The sequence below is a fragment of the Sulfurovum sp. UBA12169 genome, assembly GCA_002742845.1.
Taxonomy (GTDB): Bacteria; Campylobacterota; Campylobacteria; order Campylobacterales; family Sulfurovaceae; genus Sulfurovum.
On record DLUH01000001.1, the window covers coordinates 57,572 to 74,239 of the forward strand.

Annotated in this window: 25 protein-coding genes; all 25 read left to right on the forward strand. The window is 42.1% G+C overall.

Annotation, left to right across the window (positions count from 1 at the left end):
* Position 1 precedes the first annotated feature (1 nt).
* Entirely contained in the window at positions 2-232 is a 231-nt protein-coding gene (locus CFH81_00320; GenBank protein DAB40786.1) for a hypothetical protein, read from the forward strand.
* 26 nt (positions 233-258) lie between these two features.
* On the forward strand, positions 259-759 hold the full coding sequence (locus CFH81_00325; protein DAB40787.1) for a hypothetical protein: 501 nt from the start codon (positions 259-261) through the stop codon (positions 757-759).
* 212 nt (positions 760-971) lie between these two features.
* Positions 972-1,724, forward strand: coding sequence for a hypothetical protein (locus tag CFH81_00330; GenBank protein ID DAB40788.1), 753 nt, complete (start codon positions 972-974; stop codon positions 1,722-1,724).
* Positions 1,724-2,281, forward strand: coding sequence for a hypothetical protein (locus CFH81_00335; protein ID DAB40789.1), 558 nt, complete (start codon positions 1,724-1,726; stop codon positions 2,279-2,281). Before CFH81_00330 ends, CFH81_00335 begins: the two co-directional genes overlap by 1 nt.
* A gap of 1 nt (position 2,282) precedes the next feature.
* Positions 2,283-2,549 carry a hypothetical protein gene (locus CFH81_00340; GenBank protein DAB40790.1) on the forward strand — a complete coding sequence of 89 codons (267 nt, stop codon included), beginning with the start codon at positions 2,283-2,285 and terminating at the stop codon, positions 2,547-2,549.
* On the forward strand, positions 2,536-3,630 hold the full coding sequence (locus CFH81_00345; protein ID DAB40791.1) for a hypothetical protein: 1,095 nt from the start codon (positions 2,536-2,538) through the stop codon (positions 3,628-3,630). The genes CFH81_00340 and CFH81_00345 overlap by 14 nt, the downstream gene beginning before the upstream one ends.
* A 1-nt stretch (position 3,631) precedes the next feature.
* Positions 3,632-4,153 (forward strand): hypothetical protein, encoded by a 522-nt coding sequence (locus CFH81_00350; protein DAB40792.1) that lies wholly within the window; start codon positions 3,632-3,634, stop codon positions 4,151-4,153.
* A gap of 5 nt (positions 4,154-4,158) precedes the next feature.
* A complete protein-coding gene (locus tag CFH81_00355; protein DAB40793.1) occupies positions 4,159-4,500 on the forward strand; it encodes a hypothetical protein in 342 nt (113 codons plus the stop codon).
* A 10-nt stretch (positions 4,501-4,510) separates the two neighbouring features.
* A complete protein-coding gene (locus tag CFH81_00360) occupies positions 4,511-5,119 on the forward strand; it encodes a hypothetical protein (GenBank protein DAB40794.1) in 609 nt (202 codons plus the stop codon).
* Positions 5,116-6,909: a terminase gene (locus CFH81_00365; protein DAB40795.1), complete on the forward strand. Its 1,794-nt coding sequence runs from the start codon at positions 5,116-5,118 to the stop codon at positions 6,907-6,909. Before CFH81_00360 ends, CFH81_00365 begins: the two co-directional genes overlap by 4 nt.
* Positions 6,896-7,111 carry a hypothetical protein gene (locus CFH81_00370; GenBank protein DAB40796.1) on the forward strand — a complete coding sequence of 72 codons (216 nt, stop codon included), beginning with the start codon at positions 6,896-6,898 and terminating at the stop codon, positions 7,109-7,111. The genes CFH81_00365 and CFH81_00370 overlap by 14 nt, the downstream gene beginning before the upstream one ends.
* Before the next feature lie 61 nt (positions 7,112-7,172).
* The gene (locus tag CFH81_00375; GenBank protein DAB40797.1) at positions 7,173-7,418 is read left to right on the forward strand and encodes a hypothetical protein; all 246 of its coding nucleotides are present in this window, start codon (positions 7,173-7,175) and stop codon (positions 7,416-7,418) included.
* The gene (locus CFH81_00380) at positions 7,412-8,887 is read left to right on the forward strand and encodes a phage portal protein (GenBank protein ID DAB40798.1); all 1,476 of its coding nucleotides are present in this window, start codon (positions 7,412-7,414) and stop codon (positions 8,885-8,887) included. The genes CFH81_00375 and CFH81_00380 overlap by 7 nt, the downstream gene beginning before the upstream one ends.
* Complete coding sequence (locus tag CFH81_00385; protein DAB40799.1) at positions 8,880-10,667, forward strand: phage major capsid protein; 1,788 nt, start codon at positions 8,880-8,882, stop codon at positions 10,665-10,667. The genes CFH81_00380 and CFH81_00385 overlap by 8 nt, the downstream gene beginning before the upstream one ends.
* Before the next feature lie 12 nt (positions 10,668-10,679).
* Positions 10,680-11,009: a hypothetical protein gene (locus tag CFH81_00390; GenBank protein DAB40800.1), complete on the forward strand. Its 330-nt coding sequence runs from the start codon at positions 10,680-10,682 to the stop codon at positions 11,007-11,009.
* A 4-nt stretch (positions 11,010-11,013) separates the two neighbouring features.
* Positions 11,014-11,337 carry a hypothetical protein gene (locus tag CFH81_00395; GenBank protein DAB40801.1) on the forward strand — a complete coding sequence of 108 codons (324 nt, stop codon included), beginning with the start codon at positions 11,014-11,016 and terminating at the stop codon, positions 11,335-11,337.
* Complete coding sequence (locus CFH81_00400; GenBank protein ID DAB40802.1) at positions 11,330-11,755, forward strand: hypothetical protein; 426 nt, start codon at positions 11,330-11,332, stop codon at positions 11,753-11,755. Before CFH81_00395 ends, CFH81_00400 begins: the two co-directional genes overlap by 8 nt.
* Positions 11,755-12,255 (forward strand): hypothetical protein, encoded by a 501-nt coding sequence (locus CFH81_00405; protein DAB40803.1) that lies wholly within the window; start codon positions 11,755-11,757, stop codon positions 12,253-12,255. Before CFH81_00400 ends, CFH81_00405 begins: the two co-directional genes overlap by 1 nt.
* The gene (locus CFH81_00410) at positions 12,255-12,542 is read left to right on the forward strand and encodes a baseplate assembly protein (protein DAB40804.1); all 288 of its coding nucleotides are present in this window, start codon (positions 12,255-12,257) and stop codon (positions 12,540-12,542) included. The genes CFH81_00405 and CFH81_00410 overlap by 1 nt, the downstream gene beginning before the upstream one ends.
* On the forward strand, positions 12,535-13,635 hold the full coding sequence (locus CFH81_00415; GenBank protein DAB40805.1) for a baseplate assembly protein: 1,101 nt from the start codon (positions 12,535-12,537) through the stop codon (positions 13,633-13,635). Before CFH81_00410 ends, CFH81_00415 begins: the two co-directional genes overlap by 8 nt.
* Positions 13,598-14,236 carry a phage tail protein I gene (locus CFH81_00420; GenBank protein ID DAB40806.1) on the forward strand — a complete coding sequence of 213 codons (639 nt, stop codon included), beginning with the start codon at positions 13,598-13,600 and terminating at the stop codon, positions 14,234-14,236. Before CFH81_00415 ends, CFH81_00420 begins: the two co-directional genes overlap by 38 nt.
* 16 nt (positions 14,237-14,252) lie before the next feature.
* Positions 14,253-14,996: a hypothetical protein gene (locus CFH81_00425; protein DAB40807.1), complete on the forward strand. Its 744-nt coding sequence runs from the start codon at positions 14,253-14,255 to the stop codon at positions 14,994-14,996.
* Positions 14,993-15,715, forward strand: a complete 723-nt coding sequence (locus tag CFH81_00430) for a hypothetical protein (GenBank protein ID DAB40808.1) — start codon at positions 14,993-14,995, stop codon at positions 15,713-15,715. The genes CFH81_00425 and CFH81_00430 overlap by 4 nt, the downstream gene beginning before the upstream one ends.
* Before the next feature lies 1 nt (position 15,716).
* Positions 15,717-16,268: a hypothetical protein gene (locus tag CFH81_00435; protein DAB40809.1), complete on the forward strand. Its 552-nt coding sequence runs from the start codon at positions 15,717-15,719 to the stop codon at positions 16,266-16,268.
* The gene (locus CFH81_00440; GenBank protein ID DAB40810.1) at positions 16,265-16,591 is read left to right on the forward strand and encodes a hypothetical protein; all 327 of its coding nucleotides are present in this window, start codon (positions 16,265-16,267) and stop codon (positions 16,589-16,591) included. Before CFH81_00435 ends, CFH81_00440 begins: the two co-directional genes overlap by 4 nt.
* Positions 16,592-16,668: the final 77 nt, after the last annotated feature.

Consider the following 16,668-nt stretch of genomic DNA (forward strand, 5'->3'; position numbering starts at 1 on the left):
TATGGAACGAAAAAAACTTAAAGAAATACTTAACAACTATTACAGCGTGTCTATGCGCAACATGATACTGCGCGGCGAAAGAAGGCCTGAGTACACGGTGATCGTAGAGCTGCATAAAGTTCACGGTGTGCCTTTTGATGTTTGGATAGATATCAAATCTTTCATAGCCAATTATATACCAAAGGCTGAGACTGGCGCAACTATAAACGATGCGTATGTTTTAGCACAATAAACGCACATCAAAATAAAGGGGAAAAGATGATGAACGATATCTTTGAAAGCGGCGAACTGCCGACTATGGAAGTGTACGAGGCGGCACACAGCGTGGTGTTTGACTATATGGAGAAAAAACGATGCAAGATAGACGTAGTGGCAGCCGATCTTGGTACAACAAAAAACGTGCTGTACCGGCAGCTAAACCCGGATGATACGCTTATGCCGCTTAGCATTGACAGGTGCATAGCCATCACCAGGCTCACCGGGGATATGAGGATACTTGAAGCCTTTGCCAAAGTATTTGATATGGTTGCCGTGAAGCGAAAAACAGCGGAGGCAGACATCAAAGACATAAACTTGCTTGTAGACCGGGCAAACATGGAAAACAGCGATGTTTTCAGGGTGATAAAAAACGCGATAGAAGACGGCGCCATAGATGGAAAAGAGCGCGAAAAAATACTTAAGGAGATAGACGAAGCGCAGGTAGCAAACGCGAAACTCAAAGATACCGTGCTTCATATAGCAGTGCGCGATCTTGATTAGTCTCATTGAAGCCAGCTTTGGCTGGTTTTGATGAGACTAAGGGGTCTGGAACTGGAAAAACTAGCCCCCGAAGCCTCTACCACATCATATCTAATACCTAGACATGAGCCAGTTATTATATCCAGTTCTGGCTGGCTCAAACTTGAAGCATGGCCCATCTGTTGTGCTTAAGTCTAATCGGTTCATGCCTAGGTGGAACTGGAGAAACAAACATGACACAACTATTTAAGCAGCTTAACCATAAGCCCATAGCTTACTACCCGGTTTACAAACAAATTACAAACTCTACTACTGGCGGAATACTACTATCTCAGCTTATGTACTGGTTTAGTAAATCTGACAAGTTTTATAAAACAGACGAAGAGATAAAAACAGAAACGCTACTGACAAAAAAAGAGCTTGAAAACGCTAAAAAACTCATCAAAAACTTACCTTTTATCACTGTAACAAGAGAGGGCATACCTGCTCAAACATACTATGAGATAGACTGGGAAAAGTGGGTAACTTGTATCACCGAAACGGGTAACACAGTTTCCACCATTGGTGGAAACTGTACGCCACAAAACGTGGAAACTAATATAGTATTATCTTTGACAGAGAATACTACAGAGAATACTACAGAGAATAAAAAAACTACAAAAAAAGATGAAGACTTCAAAAACATCGAGCTTTACAAAGTACTCATCGATACAGAAAAAGCACTGTATTTGGAGTACATAGAGCTTAGAAATTCATTGAAACTAAAGACATCTTACCAGTCACATAAAAGGCTACTTGGGAAATACCATGACTTTGGACGTAATCCGTCAGTGATAGAAAATGCGATCAATGCAAACTGGAAAGATTTTTACTCACCAAAGCAAGGTTTTATAAACACAAAAGAGCCTCAGGTAGGCAGTATAGGATGGAGGATGCAGCAGCAAGCAGCAGAAGATAAAAACATCATAGATGTGGAGGCTGAATAATGGTACAGATCAGGCTGGCAAACATCGTTGGGCTTGATATCAATAACGCACAGCACAGCGTAGCCATAGATGAAGCACTCATAGGCATAGAAGATACAGAAGCGTTTTTACAGTTTTGTAGAGATAAAAAGGACGGCATAGAATACACTACAAAACCAGAGAGACTTGATGCACTGGCTACACGGTACAAAAAGCAGCAACAGCAAACAAAGCTGCCGCACGCAACCGCTGATAGCTTTTGCGATAAGATCGTACAAAAGGTGAACACATCACGCATCAAAATAAAGAACATGATAGAAAACGATGAAGTGTCACCTTTTTCAAAGCTGCATTTGGAAGGTGTGCGATACTTCACGATACAAGAGCTTAAAGCCCTTGCGACGCTTCGCACAGCAGCACACATCATAGAGCTTTGTGAGAGAGGAGATCTGAAAACAGCTCTTATAGAGTCATTTATGAAGCAGTACCTTGTCACATCAAAAGATAAGCAGCTTGACAGTAAACAGCGTGACGTTATGAACCTCGTAACTCCAACAGCTAAAAGTATGGTGGGATGAAATGCGTACAGTAGTAGATATCCACATAGAAGAAAACGACTATGAAAAAAGATACTTTATTTCAACGCCAAGCGGCATAGACGGTATACCGCTGCACCTATCTGCCGATATGTCACTTACAAGGGTAAAAACAAAGCGTGCATATGTACGCGATCTTGCCAATGCGCAAAAAATAGCCGGGCTTATTTTTGCAGGAGAAATTAGAGAGGGAATAGCGTATTCGAATGTTAAAAAATCTGTTCAAGAGGTAGCTCATGAAAACAAGTAACCGTTATGGCTCTAAGGTGATGTTAAACAAACTTATAGACGGTGATGTAAGCTACTTCATCGTCTATAAGACAGCAGGGGATAGCCAAAACACTTGGCTTAAGATCGGCAAGAGATCGGAGGGAATAACAGAGGCAAAGTGCATAGAGATACGCAACCAGAAGCTTAGCGAACAAAGACACGGCTTAGACCTTAGCCAAAAGGATATGAAGCGGCTTACTTTCGGGAAACTTGCAGAGTCGTATTTTAGAACAAACGCTGTACATGTTAAGAGTATCAAGCAGTACCAGCAGACATACAAAAAACACATAGAGCCGCATTTCGGAGATATAGCTGTAGCAAACCTTAATGATGAAGATATCACGGACCTACAGACTATCAAGATCGCTCATGGGCTTAAAAAGTCTACGATAAACGGCATCATAAAGCTGATAGTAAGGCTGGTGAACTTTGGCATAAAACGCGGCATCATAAAGTACAGCCCGTTTAGAAACATAAAGCACTTCAAAGTGAGTAACACACGCCTTAGATACCTAAGCCATGAAGAGATAGAACACCTCAGAGACATGGTTAATGATGATCTTGTATTGAAACTCTTTACCGCTGTGGCACTTGGTACAGGTGCTAGAGCTGAGGGAGTGCTGGCAATACAAAAGAAGCACATAAACCAGTCACACAAAAGTATCACGATCAACGACTTTAAACGTGGTAATACCTATGTGGCTTACCTTGATGATGATAGCTTCACGATGCTAGTAGATCACATGAAAAACATGAAGCTAAACCACTATGTGGTATCTGTAAACGGTAAAAAGACAAAGTACCAAACATTGTACAAAAAGCTTAAGCCATTCCTTGAAGTATTTAACGATGATCTGACAGGAAACGATAAGCAACACCGGGTGGTGATACATACGCTTAGGCATACTTTTGCCTCACACTTGGCTATCTCTGGTGTTAGCATACAGGAGATACAAAAGCTGCTTAATCACAAAGATATAAACCAAACACTCAAATACGCGAAATTAGCCCCGGACAGTGGGAGAGATCACGTAAAAAAACTTTATAAAGGGAAACGATGAAATGGAGGCAGTAATATTAGAGGGTGTTGATAAGGTGCTGGCGCATTTAAACCCACGCGCATATATGCAAGCACTTAACCGTACTATAAACGATGTAGGCAGCAAGACAAAAACGCGCCTATCAAAAGGTGTAAGACGTACATATAACATTAAAGCAGGTGATCTTAACAAGTTTATGAAGGTACGAAAGTCACGGTACTCTGACATAAGATACACCATAGATGTTAGATCAAGACGGTTTAATGCTATGAGATTTGGTGCTAAGGTGTTGAAACAGCGCGGTAACGTGAGTGTTAAGATCAGAAAAGACACCGGGCGTAAAGTATTGAAAAGAGCATTTACGGCAAAGAATGGTGCAGTATTGCAGAGAGTAAAAGGTGCACAGGAGATAAGAGCAGTCACTACCGTTTCTATACCTCAAATGTTTAACGATAAGCTGCTAAAAGATGCAGATAAACATGCCCAAAAAGAGCTTAGAACAAGCCTACAAAATAACTTTAATTACTACATAGGTAAGGCGTAAAAGTTATGGTTAGAAATAGATTAGAAAAATTTAGATTATTTTCGCTAGCGAAAGAGTGCGCTACAAACCGTGCTGCAGTTGTTTCAAATAGATTTAGTCAAGACGTTAATAAATATAACTCTATGGATTATATAAAAATAAAAGCAATATGTGGAAAAGCCCTTAAAAAGGTACTTCCTGGAGGTTATGCAGTTAAGGGTACTAGCGAGTGCGAAAATGTCCTAGATATACAAATTTTAAAGTTAGTTTACTTTTTTAGTTTAGCAATTATCCATCAAAGCACGATCATGCCGAGGCTGGAGCCAAAAAGTAAACTAGTTCAAAACTTAGTTTACTTTGGGATTTAAAGGTTTACTTATGGGGAAAAAGTACATTTCGCAAGTAGAGCTGGCAGCAGCAAACGGAGTCAGCAAGCAGCACATAACGAATTTAAAAAAACGCGGGATTTTTGATGCTTGCATGGACGGCAAAAAAATTTTACGCGACTGTGCGCTACAGGCATACATTTCTAGCAAGGATCCTGCAAGGGATTCGCAACGTGAAGCAAACCAAAAAGACAAAGACAAAGAGATCGATGAGACAACTGTAGAAATAGAGACAGGCACAGATACCGAGATCAAAGATAGTTATCTTTATAACGGAGATAACATCAGAGAGCTAAAGTTACTACTTAGAGGAAAATTAACTAGCGGTCAAAAAGTACAGATCATCAACACATTTTGGGCAGGCAAGCTAAACCAACAAAAGTACATGGAGGGTGAAAAGCGGCTCATGCCTAAAGAACAGATAATCAAAGATAACCAGAGGATACTGAAAGCTTTTAGAGACAAGGCACTTGCATTACCTACAAAAATGTCATTAGACCTTTTAGGGCTTAAAGACAAAAAAGAAGCAGCTGCAATAATAGAGAGCTATATCTATGAACTACTGGAGGAACTTAGCCAACTGGAGGACGAAAATCAATGATAGTAGCTGATTGTGTAAGAGTTGTTAAACCACCCAAGAAATTAACTGTATCAGAGTGGGCTGATGAGTACAGGCAACTGAGCAGTGAAGCATCATCGGAAAGCGGAAAGTGGCGCACCAGCAGGGCTGAGTACCAGCGCGGTATTATGAATGCAGTCAGCGATCCTACTGTCCACACTATAGTTTTTATGAGTTCTGCACAGGTTGGGAAAACAGAGCTGCTATTAAACATCATAGGATATTTTGTAGATCAAGACCCTAGCCCCATGCTATTGCTACAGCCAACCCTAGATATGGCACAGGCGTTCAGTAAGGATAGGTTAGCACCAATGACGCGCGACACAAAAGTACTGACCAATAAGATCAAGGACAGTAAGGCAAAAGATAGCGGCAACACTATTTTGCATAAGACATTTTCAGGCGGCCATATCACTATGGCTGGCGCAAACTCTCCGGCATCTCTGGCTTCAAGACCTGTAAGAGTAGTCATGTGTGATGAGGTAGACAGATATCCTGCAAGCGCCGGCGCTGAGGGTGATCCAGTAAATCTTGCCATAAAACGTAGTACTACATTTTGGAACAAAAAAACAATATTGGTATCTACACCGACGGTTAAAGATATAAGCAGAATAGAGGTAGCATACGAGGCAAGCGACCAGAGAAAGTATTACGTACCTTGCCAAGAGTGCAACGAGGGCCAAGTACTGGTATGGAAAAATGTAGTATTTAACGATCAGCCTGATACAGCTAAGTACTACTGTGAAAAATGCGGTGTCGGCATGGATGATACTGCACTATGGAACGCTATCAAAAAAGGGGAGTGGAGGGCAACAAAACCATTTAACGGTGTAGCCGGGTTTTGGCTTAATGAGATTTACAGCCCATGGGTAACACTTAAGGAAATGGCAAAAAATTTTATGGAAGCAAAAAAAAGCCAGTATACCCTCAAGACTTTTATTAACACCTCCCTAGGCGAAACATGGATAGAAGACCAAGGCAAACAGATAGAAGATGACAACCTGCTTAAAAACTGTGAAGACTACATGGCAATACCAAATGAAGCAGTGATACTTACCTGCGGTATAGACGTACAAGATGACAGGCTGGAGGGGGAAATCAAAGCATGGGGCAAAGGCCATGAGAGCTGGGGTATCAAGCCATTCAGGATAGAGGGTATACCGTCACAAAGCCAGATATGGAACGACTTGGATAATATCATAGATGCTATATACATACGTGAAGATGGGGTAGAACTAAGAGTAAGCTGTACCTGCATAGACTCAGGAGGTCACTTCACAGACCAGGTATACAATTACTGCAAAAAACGTGAACACAAAAGAGTGTTCGCTATCAAGGGGTCTAGTGTGATCGGGAAACCTCTTATATCAAGGCCTAGTACAAGCAATAAAGGTAAGGTAAAACTTTTTACTTTAGGCACTGATACAGCAAAAGAGCTGATATTTTCCAGGCTGAATCTAGAAGAGTTTGGAGAAGGTTTCATGCACTTCAATAAAAACTATGATGAAGAGTACTTTAAGCAGCTAACATCAGAGAAGCTTGTAACAACATTCAGCAAAGGCAGACCGTTACGCATATGGAAGCCTACACGACCAAGAAACGAAGCACTAGACTATACCGTATATAATCTTGCTGCGCTTGCAATACTCAACCCGAACTATGAAAAGATACAAGAAAACTTAAAACCGGCCCAAAAAGATGATGCAATACAGCCGAAAAGGCAGTTTAAAAAACAAAAAAAACAAGGGGGATGGGTAAATGGGTACAGGTAGATGTGACATAAGATCAGGAAGACCAAGGTCAGAAGACCCGAAGGTAAAGCTAGATAATGTCAGACTTCGATCATCTTTGGCTGTCAAACTTGATATAACGTATGATGCTTTGGGGGTCTCAAAAACAGAGTTTGTAGAAACAGCCATAGAAAAAGCGCTGGAAGAGCACAGAACTATCTGGGAGATTGAAATTATTTTTTAGGGCTTTTTAAGTACCTGTATTTTTGGCAAAAATAGCACCATAATACATCAAAGGGGTACTCTTGGCTGACGTTCAAACTTTCGCAGAGCAGATGGTAGCGAAGATAGAAGCAGTACTACTCAAAAAAGCAGATAATGATGTGCTTGAATATGAGATAAATGGCAGACAGCTAAAAAAATATACCTTTGGTGATCTTGAAATCCTAAGACAGAAGTATAAAAAAGAGGTGGCAGCAGAAAAGGCAGCCGCCAATCTTGAAGCAGGCATAAAACCAAATCGCCGTGTACTTGTAAGGTTTTCATCTTGAAATTATTTGGATTAGAGATTACAAGGGTAAAACAAACTCTCCCTCAGAAAAGACACTTTAACGCATCCAGTACCGGCACACTATACGCAAATTGGATACCTGTACAAGCTACAGCAGACGTAAGCATAAGGCGCGATCTAAGAAGCGTGCGAAACAGAAGCCGCGATTTAATGATGAATGATGACTATGCAAAGCGATTTAAACGTATATTAAAAACGAATGTCATCGGAAGCACAGGGCTTAGACTTCAAAACAGGGCTAAAGACACAAACGGAAACCTTGACAGGGCGGCTAACAACTTAATAGAGGAGGCCTGGAAAGAGTGGGGTAAAAAAGGTATCTGTGACGTAACAGGAAAATACACTATAGATGACGTGTGGAAAATGGCTATAGGCGCAGCGGCAGAAGACGGCGAAGTGCTTATCCGTAAGGTAAAAGGGTTCCCAAATAAGTTTGGTTTCGCCGTACAGCTTATAGAGGCAGATCACCTTGACGAACAATTCAATGACCCAGAACGTAATATTATGATGGGCATAGAGTTCGACGCATGGGGCAAGCCTATTGCTTATCATATTTACAAATCACACCCACACAGTAACGGCATGCAGCGTATGGATATAGCAAGAGAGCGCATACCTGCCGATCAGATAGTGCATTTGTTTCTACCTACACGAATTTCATCTTCACGTGGTATGCCTTGGATGCACACAGCCATGACGCGCATGAAGATGCTCAACGGCTATGAAGAAGCAGAACTGGTAGCATCACGCGTAGCCGCCAGCAAAGGCGGCTTTTACAAGCGCATTAAAAACGAGAGCGGTGAGTTTTTGGGTGATGAGAAAATTGATGGCGGTTTTGTTAACGAACTAAGCCCAGGGGAGTTTGAGATATTGCCTGACGGGTATGAATTTCAAAGTTATGACCCGACACACCCCACTACAGCGTTTAAAGACTTTATAAAAGTTGTTTTGCGCGGTGTATCAAGCGGTCTTGATATCAGTTACAATTCCCTGGCAAACGATCTTGAAGGTGTCAATTTTTCAAGCCTTAGAAGCGGGAAGCTTGAAGAGCGCGACATCTGGAAAGAGCTACAGCAGTGGATGATAGATCATGCAGCCGCACCAGTGTTTGGAGACTGGCTGGATATGGCGCTACTTAAGCAAGCCGTTCCATTGCCGTATTCAAAGTATGAAAAATTCAACGCACCTTCATTTTTGGGGCGCGGGTTTGCTTGGGTTGACCCATATAAAGATATGCTGGCGAACATTCTGGCAAAAAAAGAGGGTCTTAAGACAGATACACAGATAGCTAATGAAATGGGTATGGACTTAGAAGAACTATATCAGCAGTTGCAAAAAGAGAAAAAACTTAGAGAGCAGTACGGCATCCTTACTATGAGTGAAGCAGAGATAGCGCAGATCATGACAGTCGTAATCCAAAGTGAACAAGGAGGACATAACGATGAATAAGCAATATATAGAAAACACAAAAAAAGTTTTTAAAGAGTTCAGAGATTTAGAAGTAAGAAGTATAAACCAAGATGAAAAAACCGTAGAGCTGTCTTTCAGTAGTGAAGACCCGTATGAGAGATACTGGGGGGTAGAGATACTGGATCACTCAACTACATCAGTGGATATGAGCCGCTTAAACAATGCCGCACCGCTTCTCTTTAACCATAACAGGGATGAAGTCATCGGGGTGGTAGTATCTGCAAAGATCGCAGATAAGCGCGGTATCGCTGTAGTACGTTTCGGGAACAGTGCTAAAGCCAAAGAGGTATTTAGTGATGTGGTTGACGGTATTATGAAAAATGTATCTGTGGGATATCAGATCGATGAAATGATACTTGAGAGTGAAAAGGATGGGATGGAAACGTATCGTGTCACCTCTTGGCGGCCATTTGAGATATCGGTAGTTTCGATACCGGCAGATACCACGGTAGGTATCGGACGAGGCGCAGAAGACCCTAAGGAGTCTGACGTAAAGATAATCAATAAACTAAACAAAAAGGGAGAGCAGAATATGAATGAAGAAGAAAAAAGAGTAGCAGAAGAAGCAGCTAAGCGTGAAGCAAGAGCAGCTGAAAAAACAAGAGTAAGAGAGATCGCGGCTATCGCTAAAAAACATGACATGGAGGAAGAGGGGCAAAAAGCAATTGAAGAGGATACGACAGTCGATGAATTTAGGGCTTTAGTTCTGCAAAAGATAGGGAGTGCAAAGCCGGTAGACACTAAAGCAAATAATGTATTGGATGAAAAAGAAGTCCGTGCGTATTCTCTTGGCAAAGCGATACGTGCGGCACTAATAGGTGATTGGAGCGAAGCGCAGGTTGAGCAAAGAGCAAGCCAAAAGGTAGCTAAGCTGTTAGGCAAAGATGCAAGAGGGTTTTATGTGCCACATCAAGTGCTTGAAAGAGACCTAAATACAACAGGCGGCGCTGCAATAATCAGCACTAATGACGGCGGCATCTCGTTTATCGATATTCTAAAAAACAAACTTGTAACACAAAAACTTGGCGCAGTCGTGATCGGAGGATTGAGCGGTAATGTTTCAGTGCCAAAAAAGACAGGCAAATCAACCGCATATTGGATCAATGAAGAAGACAACACAACAGGAAGTGATCTAGTTCTCGGTATGCTGCCTTTGACACCAAAAACGGTAAGTGCAAAAACAGGATATTCAAGACAAATGTTGCTGCAGGGGAATATAGATGTCGAAAACTTGTTAATGAGTGACTTGGCCGAAGAGATCGCTTTAGCTATTGATGCAGCAGGAATTGCAGGAACAGGGCTTGACGGGCAACCAAAAGGCATACTATATACTACAGGTATTGGAGCTGTGGACTGCTCTACTGCTTTAGGTGGCATCAATTTTAACAAGGTCGTCGATCTTGAGACAGCAATCGCAAACGGGAATGCAGATGTTGAAAATATGCATTATGTGTCAGGTGCATCCGTAACAGGAAAGCTCAAAAAAATACCTGTAGAATCTGGCCATCCTGAAAAACTTTTAAAAGACGGCGAGGTAAATGGATATAACCACACAAGAAGTAACCAGGTGCCTGCGAATACTCTCATATTCGGAGACTTCAGCCAGCTTTTATACGGATTGTGGGGCGGGCTTGATATCATGATAGATCCGTATGCGAAAGCAGACAGCGCCGGCGTTGTGATCCGGGCATTCCAATCTGTAGATGTTGCAATAAGACATCCAGAATCGTTCAGCGCAACCAACAATATCGATCAATAAGGAGATAGATAAATGAAAGGAATCAAGATGGCAGCAACCATCTTTGTACACGGTGTTATTGTAGCAGAAAATACAATTCTCACGGTAGAAGACGGTGCAGATATAAAAGACAATAAGATAAACCCGCGCGAAGCAAAAGAGCTTATTGGCCGCGGTGCGGCCGTAGCGATAGAAGATCATGTAGGCGATATTTACAGTATTGAAAATGATATTACAAAGCCTATCGAGAAGATGAACAAATCAGAGCTTTTGACTTATGCCGAGTCCATCGGAGTAGAAGCAGATGACTCTATGACAAAAGCAGAGATCATTGAAGTAATCAACGCGCAAGACGAAGAGTAAGCAAATGAGTTTTGAAGACATGGTGGCTGCCGATCTTGAAGCGTGCTACAGCACAGCAGGGTTTAGCATGACCATAGAGCATATTTTCGCTGGCGAAAGTGAGCAGCTAGCTGTTATCTTTGACGAGTTCACAGAAGTGGTATTGGATGATAGTAGCCATACAGGCGTAGCGGTTACTGTACCGTCATTTTCAGTTCCAGCACACTTGGCGGCGAATATCAACCTAAAGTCTTCATTTATCATAAACGGCAAAACGTATGCACCTACTGAAAAGCCGCTGCAAAAGGATGGTACTAAGACCATATACCTAGAGGTACAAGATGCGTAGACATGACATAGTAACAATTCTTATATCTCACTTGCAGCAGATCAGCAGTGCAAACGGTTTTTATACCGAAGCCGGCGCAAACGTATTTGAGTGGAGGGCAAAAGCCATTGAAGATGACCTGCTACCTGCCATTATAGTATGCGACCCTGAAGACAACGCAGTAGATGACAGCCAGACGCTAAAGCATAAGCTCAAAATAGAGATAGACATAGCTGTAAGCAGCGGCAAGCAAACTACCATGGATATGAGAATGGTAAGCTCTGACATACTCAAAGCATTTGGGCTTTTTGAAGAAGAGGTATCGCAGGTATGCAGGTATCTAGGCAGTGAGACTTTAATCGAGCATAAAGAGAAACTTTATGCTGGGGTAAGGCTTGAATTTGAGATCGAATACCAAAGCAAAAGGTGGGAACAGTAATGCCGATAGCAGAGATAAAAAGACGTATCGCTAACATCATAGCATTTGGCACTGTATCACAGGTAAAAAGTGGAGATGGCAAGGCACTTGTAAGGGTGAAAGTAATGGACTTGGAAACCGACTGGCTGCCAGTATCTTCACTATCTAACGGCTTCAAAAAGCACTGGATACCTACCACAGTCGGTGAGCAGTGCATAGTGCTTAGACCATTTGGAGAGAGCAGCAGCGGCATAGTATTTAGGAGTATCTTTAACCGTGGCGAGAAAGAGCCGGCAGGTGCAGATGAAAGTACGGAGATAATAGAGTACAGCGACGGTACTAGGGTCAGCTACTCTACTGCCTCAGGTGCGCTTAACGTAGAGTGTGTAGGTGTTGTGACGATCAAGGCGGCTTCCGTTGTGATAGATGCACCTACTACGTTTAAACAAGACGTTACAGCAGATGGAAATATCACTGCTGGCGGTAGCGTCACAGACAGTGACGGTGACGGTGGCGCGTGATGTACTTGATAACCATAGCAGACAGCATTAACCGTATTCTCAAGACACCAGTAGGCTCGCGAGTAATGAGGCCGTTGTACGGTTCTAGGCTTTACCTGCTTAGAGACAGAAAATTTAGTAAAGAGTGGCAGCTTTTGGCTACGCGGTACGTATTTGAAGCGATCAGTATCAACGAGCCGCGAGTAAAAGTAGACCGAGTAAATTTTGATACGGACCCTGTAAAAGGTACGGTACAGATCAGCGTACACCTTACCAACGGTGAAACAGTAGAGGTAACAAATGATTGATATTAACGCACTACCAGAGCCTAAAGTACTCCAAGAGCTTTGCTACGAAACCATACTGGCAAATAAGATAGCAAAAGCTAAAGAGCTTGTACCAGACTGGCAACCGCTAGAGAGTGATGAGTTTAAAATGATCTTAGAGGATGCAGCATACCAAGAGCTAAACCTAAGAGCAGAACTAAACAAGATCACTTTGGCATATTTTGTTGCAACCGCTACCGGGGCAGACCTTGATAACCACGCAGCAGATGATGGTATAGAGAGGTTACAAGGCAGCAAGCCTTACGCACTGTACGAGTTTTCACTAAGTGCTGCATTTGGTTTTGATGTTGTGATACCTAAAAACATCGTACTGCAAGACAGTATGGGTGAGTACCAAGGCGTGCTGCTTGACGATGTTACCATTATATCAGGCGAAACAAAAGCAAACGGTACTGTAGAGCTGCAAGTTTACACAGCCAGCAGCAAAGTAAAAACAGAGCAGCTTACAACAACACTGCCTTACGTTGTAGAGCCTAAAGCACTCGAAGAGTTTACAAACGGTGCAGATGCAGAAGATGACAAAAGCCTACTTTACAGGCTGCTTATATCAAAAGCTGATAAGTCAACGGCAGGGAGTGAGGAAACCTACGAGAGCTTCACACTCAAAGCAGACAGCCGTATAGAAGATGTGAAGATACTAAGGGGCGAAAACGGTGTAGTCAACGTGTATTACTACAGCAGTATTGAAGATGCGCTTATCACTACACGTATCACAGATGCGCTTAACGATACAAAGGTACGCCCTATCAGTGATGACGTAGTGGTAGCACCAGCAACACAGGTAAGCTACAGTGTTACAGCACAGGTAAAAATATTGCCAAACCTTGATACTGCAACCGTGTATGCAAATGCCGTTGCAGCCTTTAATGCAGGGCTGGAGTCTCTTAAACAGATCGGTACGGATATCACGCTTAGTGAGATCAACGAATTTTTAAAAGTGGATGGAGTGAAAGAGGTAGTTATCTCTTCACCAGCAGCAAACATACACATAGATGACAATAAAATAGGGATAAACGATGCAGCCGCAAATACTATCACTTTTACCGTCCTTTGAGCCTAAAGAGCTGCACGCTCTTAGCCACATAAGCAACGATACGAGGCAGCAGCTTAGCACTGAGATACAAGAGATCAAAAAACTGCGCGACCCTCTGCTATGTAATGCAAGGTTTTTGCAGTTTTTGGCGTATGCACACAAAGCTGATCTATGGACTGACGTACTCCATGATGATGAAAAGCGGCAGCTTATTTTGCAGAGTAAAAACCTGCACAGGCATAAGGGTACGGTTTGGGCTGTACTGGAGATACTTAAAGCCATAGGGCTTAGTAGCGCATCGCAAGAGGCGATACTACTGGAATACAAAGACAGGGAAAAAGCAAAATACACTGTAAAGCGTGACGGTACTTACAGTTATGACGCTACAGTGCTTCATAATGACGGCTCACCTATATACCCTTTAGAGTTCACACACTGGACTGAATTTATCGTAGAGCTTAAAGTGCCGCTTACATCGGTAAAAGCGGAACTGGCACGCAAACTTATCGAAATGTACAAACCTGTGCGCTCTAAGCTGCTTGGTTTTGTATACGACACGCTGCAGGCTAGGGATGGAAGCATTTACTATAACGCTGAGCATACCCACGGCTTAATCAACTAATAGGAGGATAAGCGATATGGCAACCATAGCAGAGACAGAACAGTGGGAAGATGGAATATACCAGCTTGAAACTACAGACCCGGTAGAGGGTGGCACAAACGGTATAGATAATACACCGCATAAACACCTTGCAAACAGAACACTTTGGCTAAAAGCACAGATAGAAGCACTGGCACAGAGTTTATCTATCGTAGACGCAAATACACTACAGGGTAAGACAGTATCAGATATACAGACGCTTATCATAAATGCTATTACTAACGGTGCCGGTGCGGCGTATGATACTCTTTTGGAGCTACAGCAAGAGATACAGGCAAACGATAACGATATTACCGGAATTTTATATTCTATATCGTTAAGGTTGACGAATATCGTTGAAGACACAACGCCACAACTAGGCGGCTCTTTGGACGGTGACGGGAACTACATTAAAGACGTGTGGTACAACCAACTTGCAGATGTTACTGTATCTACAGGAACCCATACGATATACTTTTCAGATGGTAACAGGAAGAAAATCACTGCTGGTGGTAACTTCACGATTGCTTTCGGAGGAGTATCTGCAAATCAAAACGTGTACATCATTGAAGCGGTCAACTGGGGGGCATATACGATCACATTCCCCGCAGGCTTGAAAGTAGAAGACGGAGCACTGCCAGAATTTACCGTGAGTGGCACGGACTTGATAGCGATAGAAGTAGATAAGAACGGAACCTATACCCTGTCTGTAATTGCACAAAATATAGGAGTGATCGTATGATACGGTCACTTTTGATGGCTGGCAACAAGAAGAAGTTGTTTATCGAATTTGGAGCAAACCATAGAGCAGACGGGGCTACTGGTATCACAATGGATACAACTGCTGGGAGTGCTATTCCTAACGAAGAAATGCTTTTAATCGCAATTGCAAGCTCATACGACCCAGAGTATGATGTTCTTAATTATTTCCATATTGACGGGGTTACTCCTGATTTTCTATATGATGTGGTTGATAATACGGATGAAGAGCATATGGGTATATTTGTGGGAGTTCAAAGTATAACCAATGGGGATTATATAAAGACAATTTCTGTTGATGTTGACCCAGAAAATACAGCGTTTGGAGATCAGTATATAGAAACTGACTTCAGGCTATCTTATTGCAGAGTTTTAAAAAAAAGAAACATGACAGTTGTAAAACAAGAAGAGTTCACTGGAACAACTCTCTATCCTATTACGGTATCACCCATTGAAGCACAAAAAGGTGATTTGATTGTTGCTATTATGAACATACGGCATAGCGCAGATGCAGACACATTAAACGTTTCATCAACAACACACGAGGTTAACCTACTGTTTTCAGATACAACAGAAACATATCCTAGGTTTAAAATATTTACGATCGATGTTGATGATAATACCCAGCCTTCATTCACTTTCAACGCGACTGATGTCTACCAGCAAGCAGTTGCAATGTATCTAATAATAAGAGGAAACTAAAATGTACGCAGAAATAACAGACGGAAAAGTTACGAAAATAGTAAGTGTAGGCGGGAGCTATAAAAATATCTCTTTTGGTAAACTTGCAGAAGACAAAGAGTATTTTGATGCAGGATTGTATAAGCTTATCGATGTAGCTCCTACAGTAACAGAGTATCAAAGGCTTGGCGGAGAGGTCATAGAGATAGACGAAGCTTCAAGAACAGTCACACGCACCAAGAATGTGCTTGATATGAGCACGGAAGAGATATATACGAAGAATATCAAAAAAATTAACAGGGAATACGAAAGCGCAATTGCTCAACTCACTGCTGGTGTGCCCGATAGTGAGAAAGGCACATGGAGCAAACAAGAAGCAGAAGCCAGGGCATACGTTGCCAACAATACGGTATCAACCCCACTTATAGACGGCATAGCAACAGCAAGAGGAGTTGATAAGGTGTATCTTATTGGGAAGATCATAGAAAAGGCAGATGCCTATACTATTGCAATTGCTCAACTTACTGGTGAAAGACAAGCGAAAGAAGATCAGCTCAATATGGGGGAACTATGAGGGCGTTTTTTATATACATTGCTTCACTCATTGTATTTGGAATATACGATCTATTTATGATGCCAAGAGCCGTCTTGATAAATAGAAAGAATCTACCGCAATATTTCTACAATGCAGCCTTAGGAAGAGATCAATACTCAAATGCAAAAAGAGGGGGAAAAGTAGACGAGACTGTCAGCGGGGAGGATGGATACTATCTGCAAAAAGGAAAGCTTGGATGCTGCAAGATGAGAAAGTACTTTTGCATGTTGCTTGATGTGGTTTTTAATGAAAAAGATCACTGCATTAAGTCAATAGATAAGCAAGAATGGGACTATCTATAACGAGTTTTTTTGCAATATAAAAAGGGGTTTTAAAAGCGTGTCACTTTTGGTGAGAATATAAATACTTTAAATACATA

What these genes read in the sequence shown, in the direction of transcription:
- CFH81_00370 (DAB40796.1), top strand. Translation starts at nt 6,896, where the DNA reads ATGGGTACAGGTAGATGTGACATAAGATCAGGAAGACCAAGGTCAGAA.
- CFH81_00395 (DAB40801.1), top strand. Translation starts at nt 11,014, where the DNA reads ATGAGTTTTGAAGACATGGTGGCTGCCGATCTTGAAGCGTGCTACAGC.
- CFH81_00345 (DAB40791.1), top strand. Translation starts at nt 2,536, where the DNA reads ATGAAAACAAGTAACCGTTATGGCTCTAAGGTGATGTTAAACAAACTT.
- CFH81_00390 (DAB40800.1), top strand. Translation starts at nt 10,680, where the DNA reads ATGAAAGGAATCAAGATGGCAGCAACCATCTTTGTACACGGTGTTATT.
- CFH81_00405 (DAB40803.1), top strand. Translation starts at nt 11,755, where the DNA reads ATGCCGATAGCAGAGATAAAAAGACGTATCGCTAACATCATAGCATTT.
- CFH81_00350 (DAB40792.1), top strand. Translation starts at nt 3,632, where the DNA reads ATGGAGGCAGTAATATTAGAGGGTGTTGATAAGGTGCTGGCGCATTTA.
- CFH81_00325 (DAB40787.1), top strand. Translation starts at nt 259, where the DNA reads ATGATGAACGATATCTTTGAAAGCGGCGAACTGCCGACTATGGAAGTG.
- CFH81_00430 (DAB40808.1), top strand. Translation starts at nt 14,993, where the DNA reads ATGATACGGTCACTTTTGATGGCTGGCAACAAGAAGAAGTTGTTTATC.
- CFH81_00320 (DAB40786.1), top strand. Translation starts at nt 2, where the DNA reads ATGGAACGAAAAAAACTTAAAGAAATACTTAACAACTATTACAGCGTG.
- CFH81_00400 (DAB40802.1), top strand. Translation starts at nt 11,330, where the DNA reads ATGCGTAGACATGACATAGTAACAATTCTTATATCTCACTTGCAGCAG.
- CFH81_00330 (DAB40788.1), top strand. Translation starts at nt 972, where the DNA reads ATGACACAACTATTTAAGCAGCTTAACCATAAGCCCATAGCTTACTAC.
- CFH81_00440 (DAB40810.1), top strand. Translation starts at nt 16,265, where the DNA reads ATGAGGGCGTTTTTTATATACATTGCTTCACTCATTGTATTTGGAATA.
- CFH81_00340 (DAB40790.1), top strand. Translation starts at nt 2,283, where the DNA reads ATGCGTACAGTAGTAGATATCCACATAGAAGAAAACGACTATGAAAAA.
- CFH81_00385 (DAB40799.1), top strand. Translation starts at nt 8,880, where the DNA reads ATGAATAAGCAATATATAGAAAACACAAAAAAAGTTTTTAAAGAGTTC.
- CFH81_00415 (DAB40805.1), top strand. Translation starts at nt 12,535, where the DNA reads ATGATTGATATTAACGCACTACCAGAGCCTAAAGTACTCCAAGAGCTT.
- CFH81_00365 (DAB40795.1), top strand. Translation starts at nt 5,116, where the DNA reads ATGATAGTAGCTGATTGTGTAAGAGTTGTTAAACCACCCAAGAAATTA.
- CFH81_00435 (DAB40809.1), top strand. Translation starts at nt 15,717, where the DNA reads ATGTACGCAGAAATAACAGACGGAAAAGTTACGAAAATAGTAAGTGTA.
- CFH81_00420 (DAB40806.1), top strand. Translation starts at nt 13,598, where the DNA reads ATGCAGCCGCAAATACTATCACTTTTACCGTCCTTTGAGCCTAAAGAG.
- CFH81_00355 (DAB40793.1), top strand. Translation starts at nt 4,159, where the DNA reads ATGGTTAGAAATAGATTAGAAAAATTTAGATTATTTTCGCTAGCGAAA.
- CFH81_00360 (DAB40794.1), top strand. Translation starts at nt 4,511, where the DNA reads ATGGGGAAAAAGTACATTTCGCAAGTAGAGCTGGCAGCAGCAAACGGA.
- CFH81_00335 (DAB40789.1), top strand. Translation starts at nt 1,724, where the DNA reads ATGGTACAGATCAGGCTGGCAAACATCGTTGGGCTTGATATCAATAAC.
- CFH81_00425 (DAB40807.1), top strand. Translation starts at nt 14,253, where the DNA reads ATGGCAACCATAGCAGAGACAGAACAGTGGGAAGATGGAATATACCAG.
- CFH81_00410 (DAB40804.1), top strand. Translation starts at nt 12,255, where the DNA reads ATGTACTTGATAACCATAGCAGACAGCATTAACCGTATTCTCAAGACA.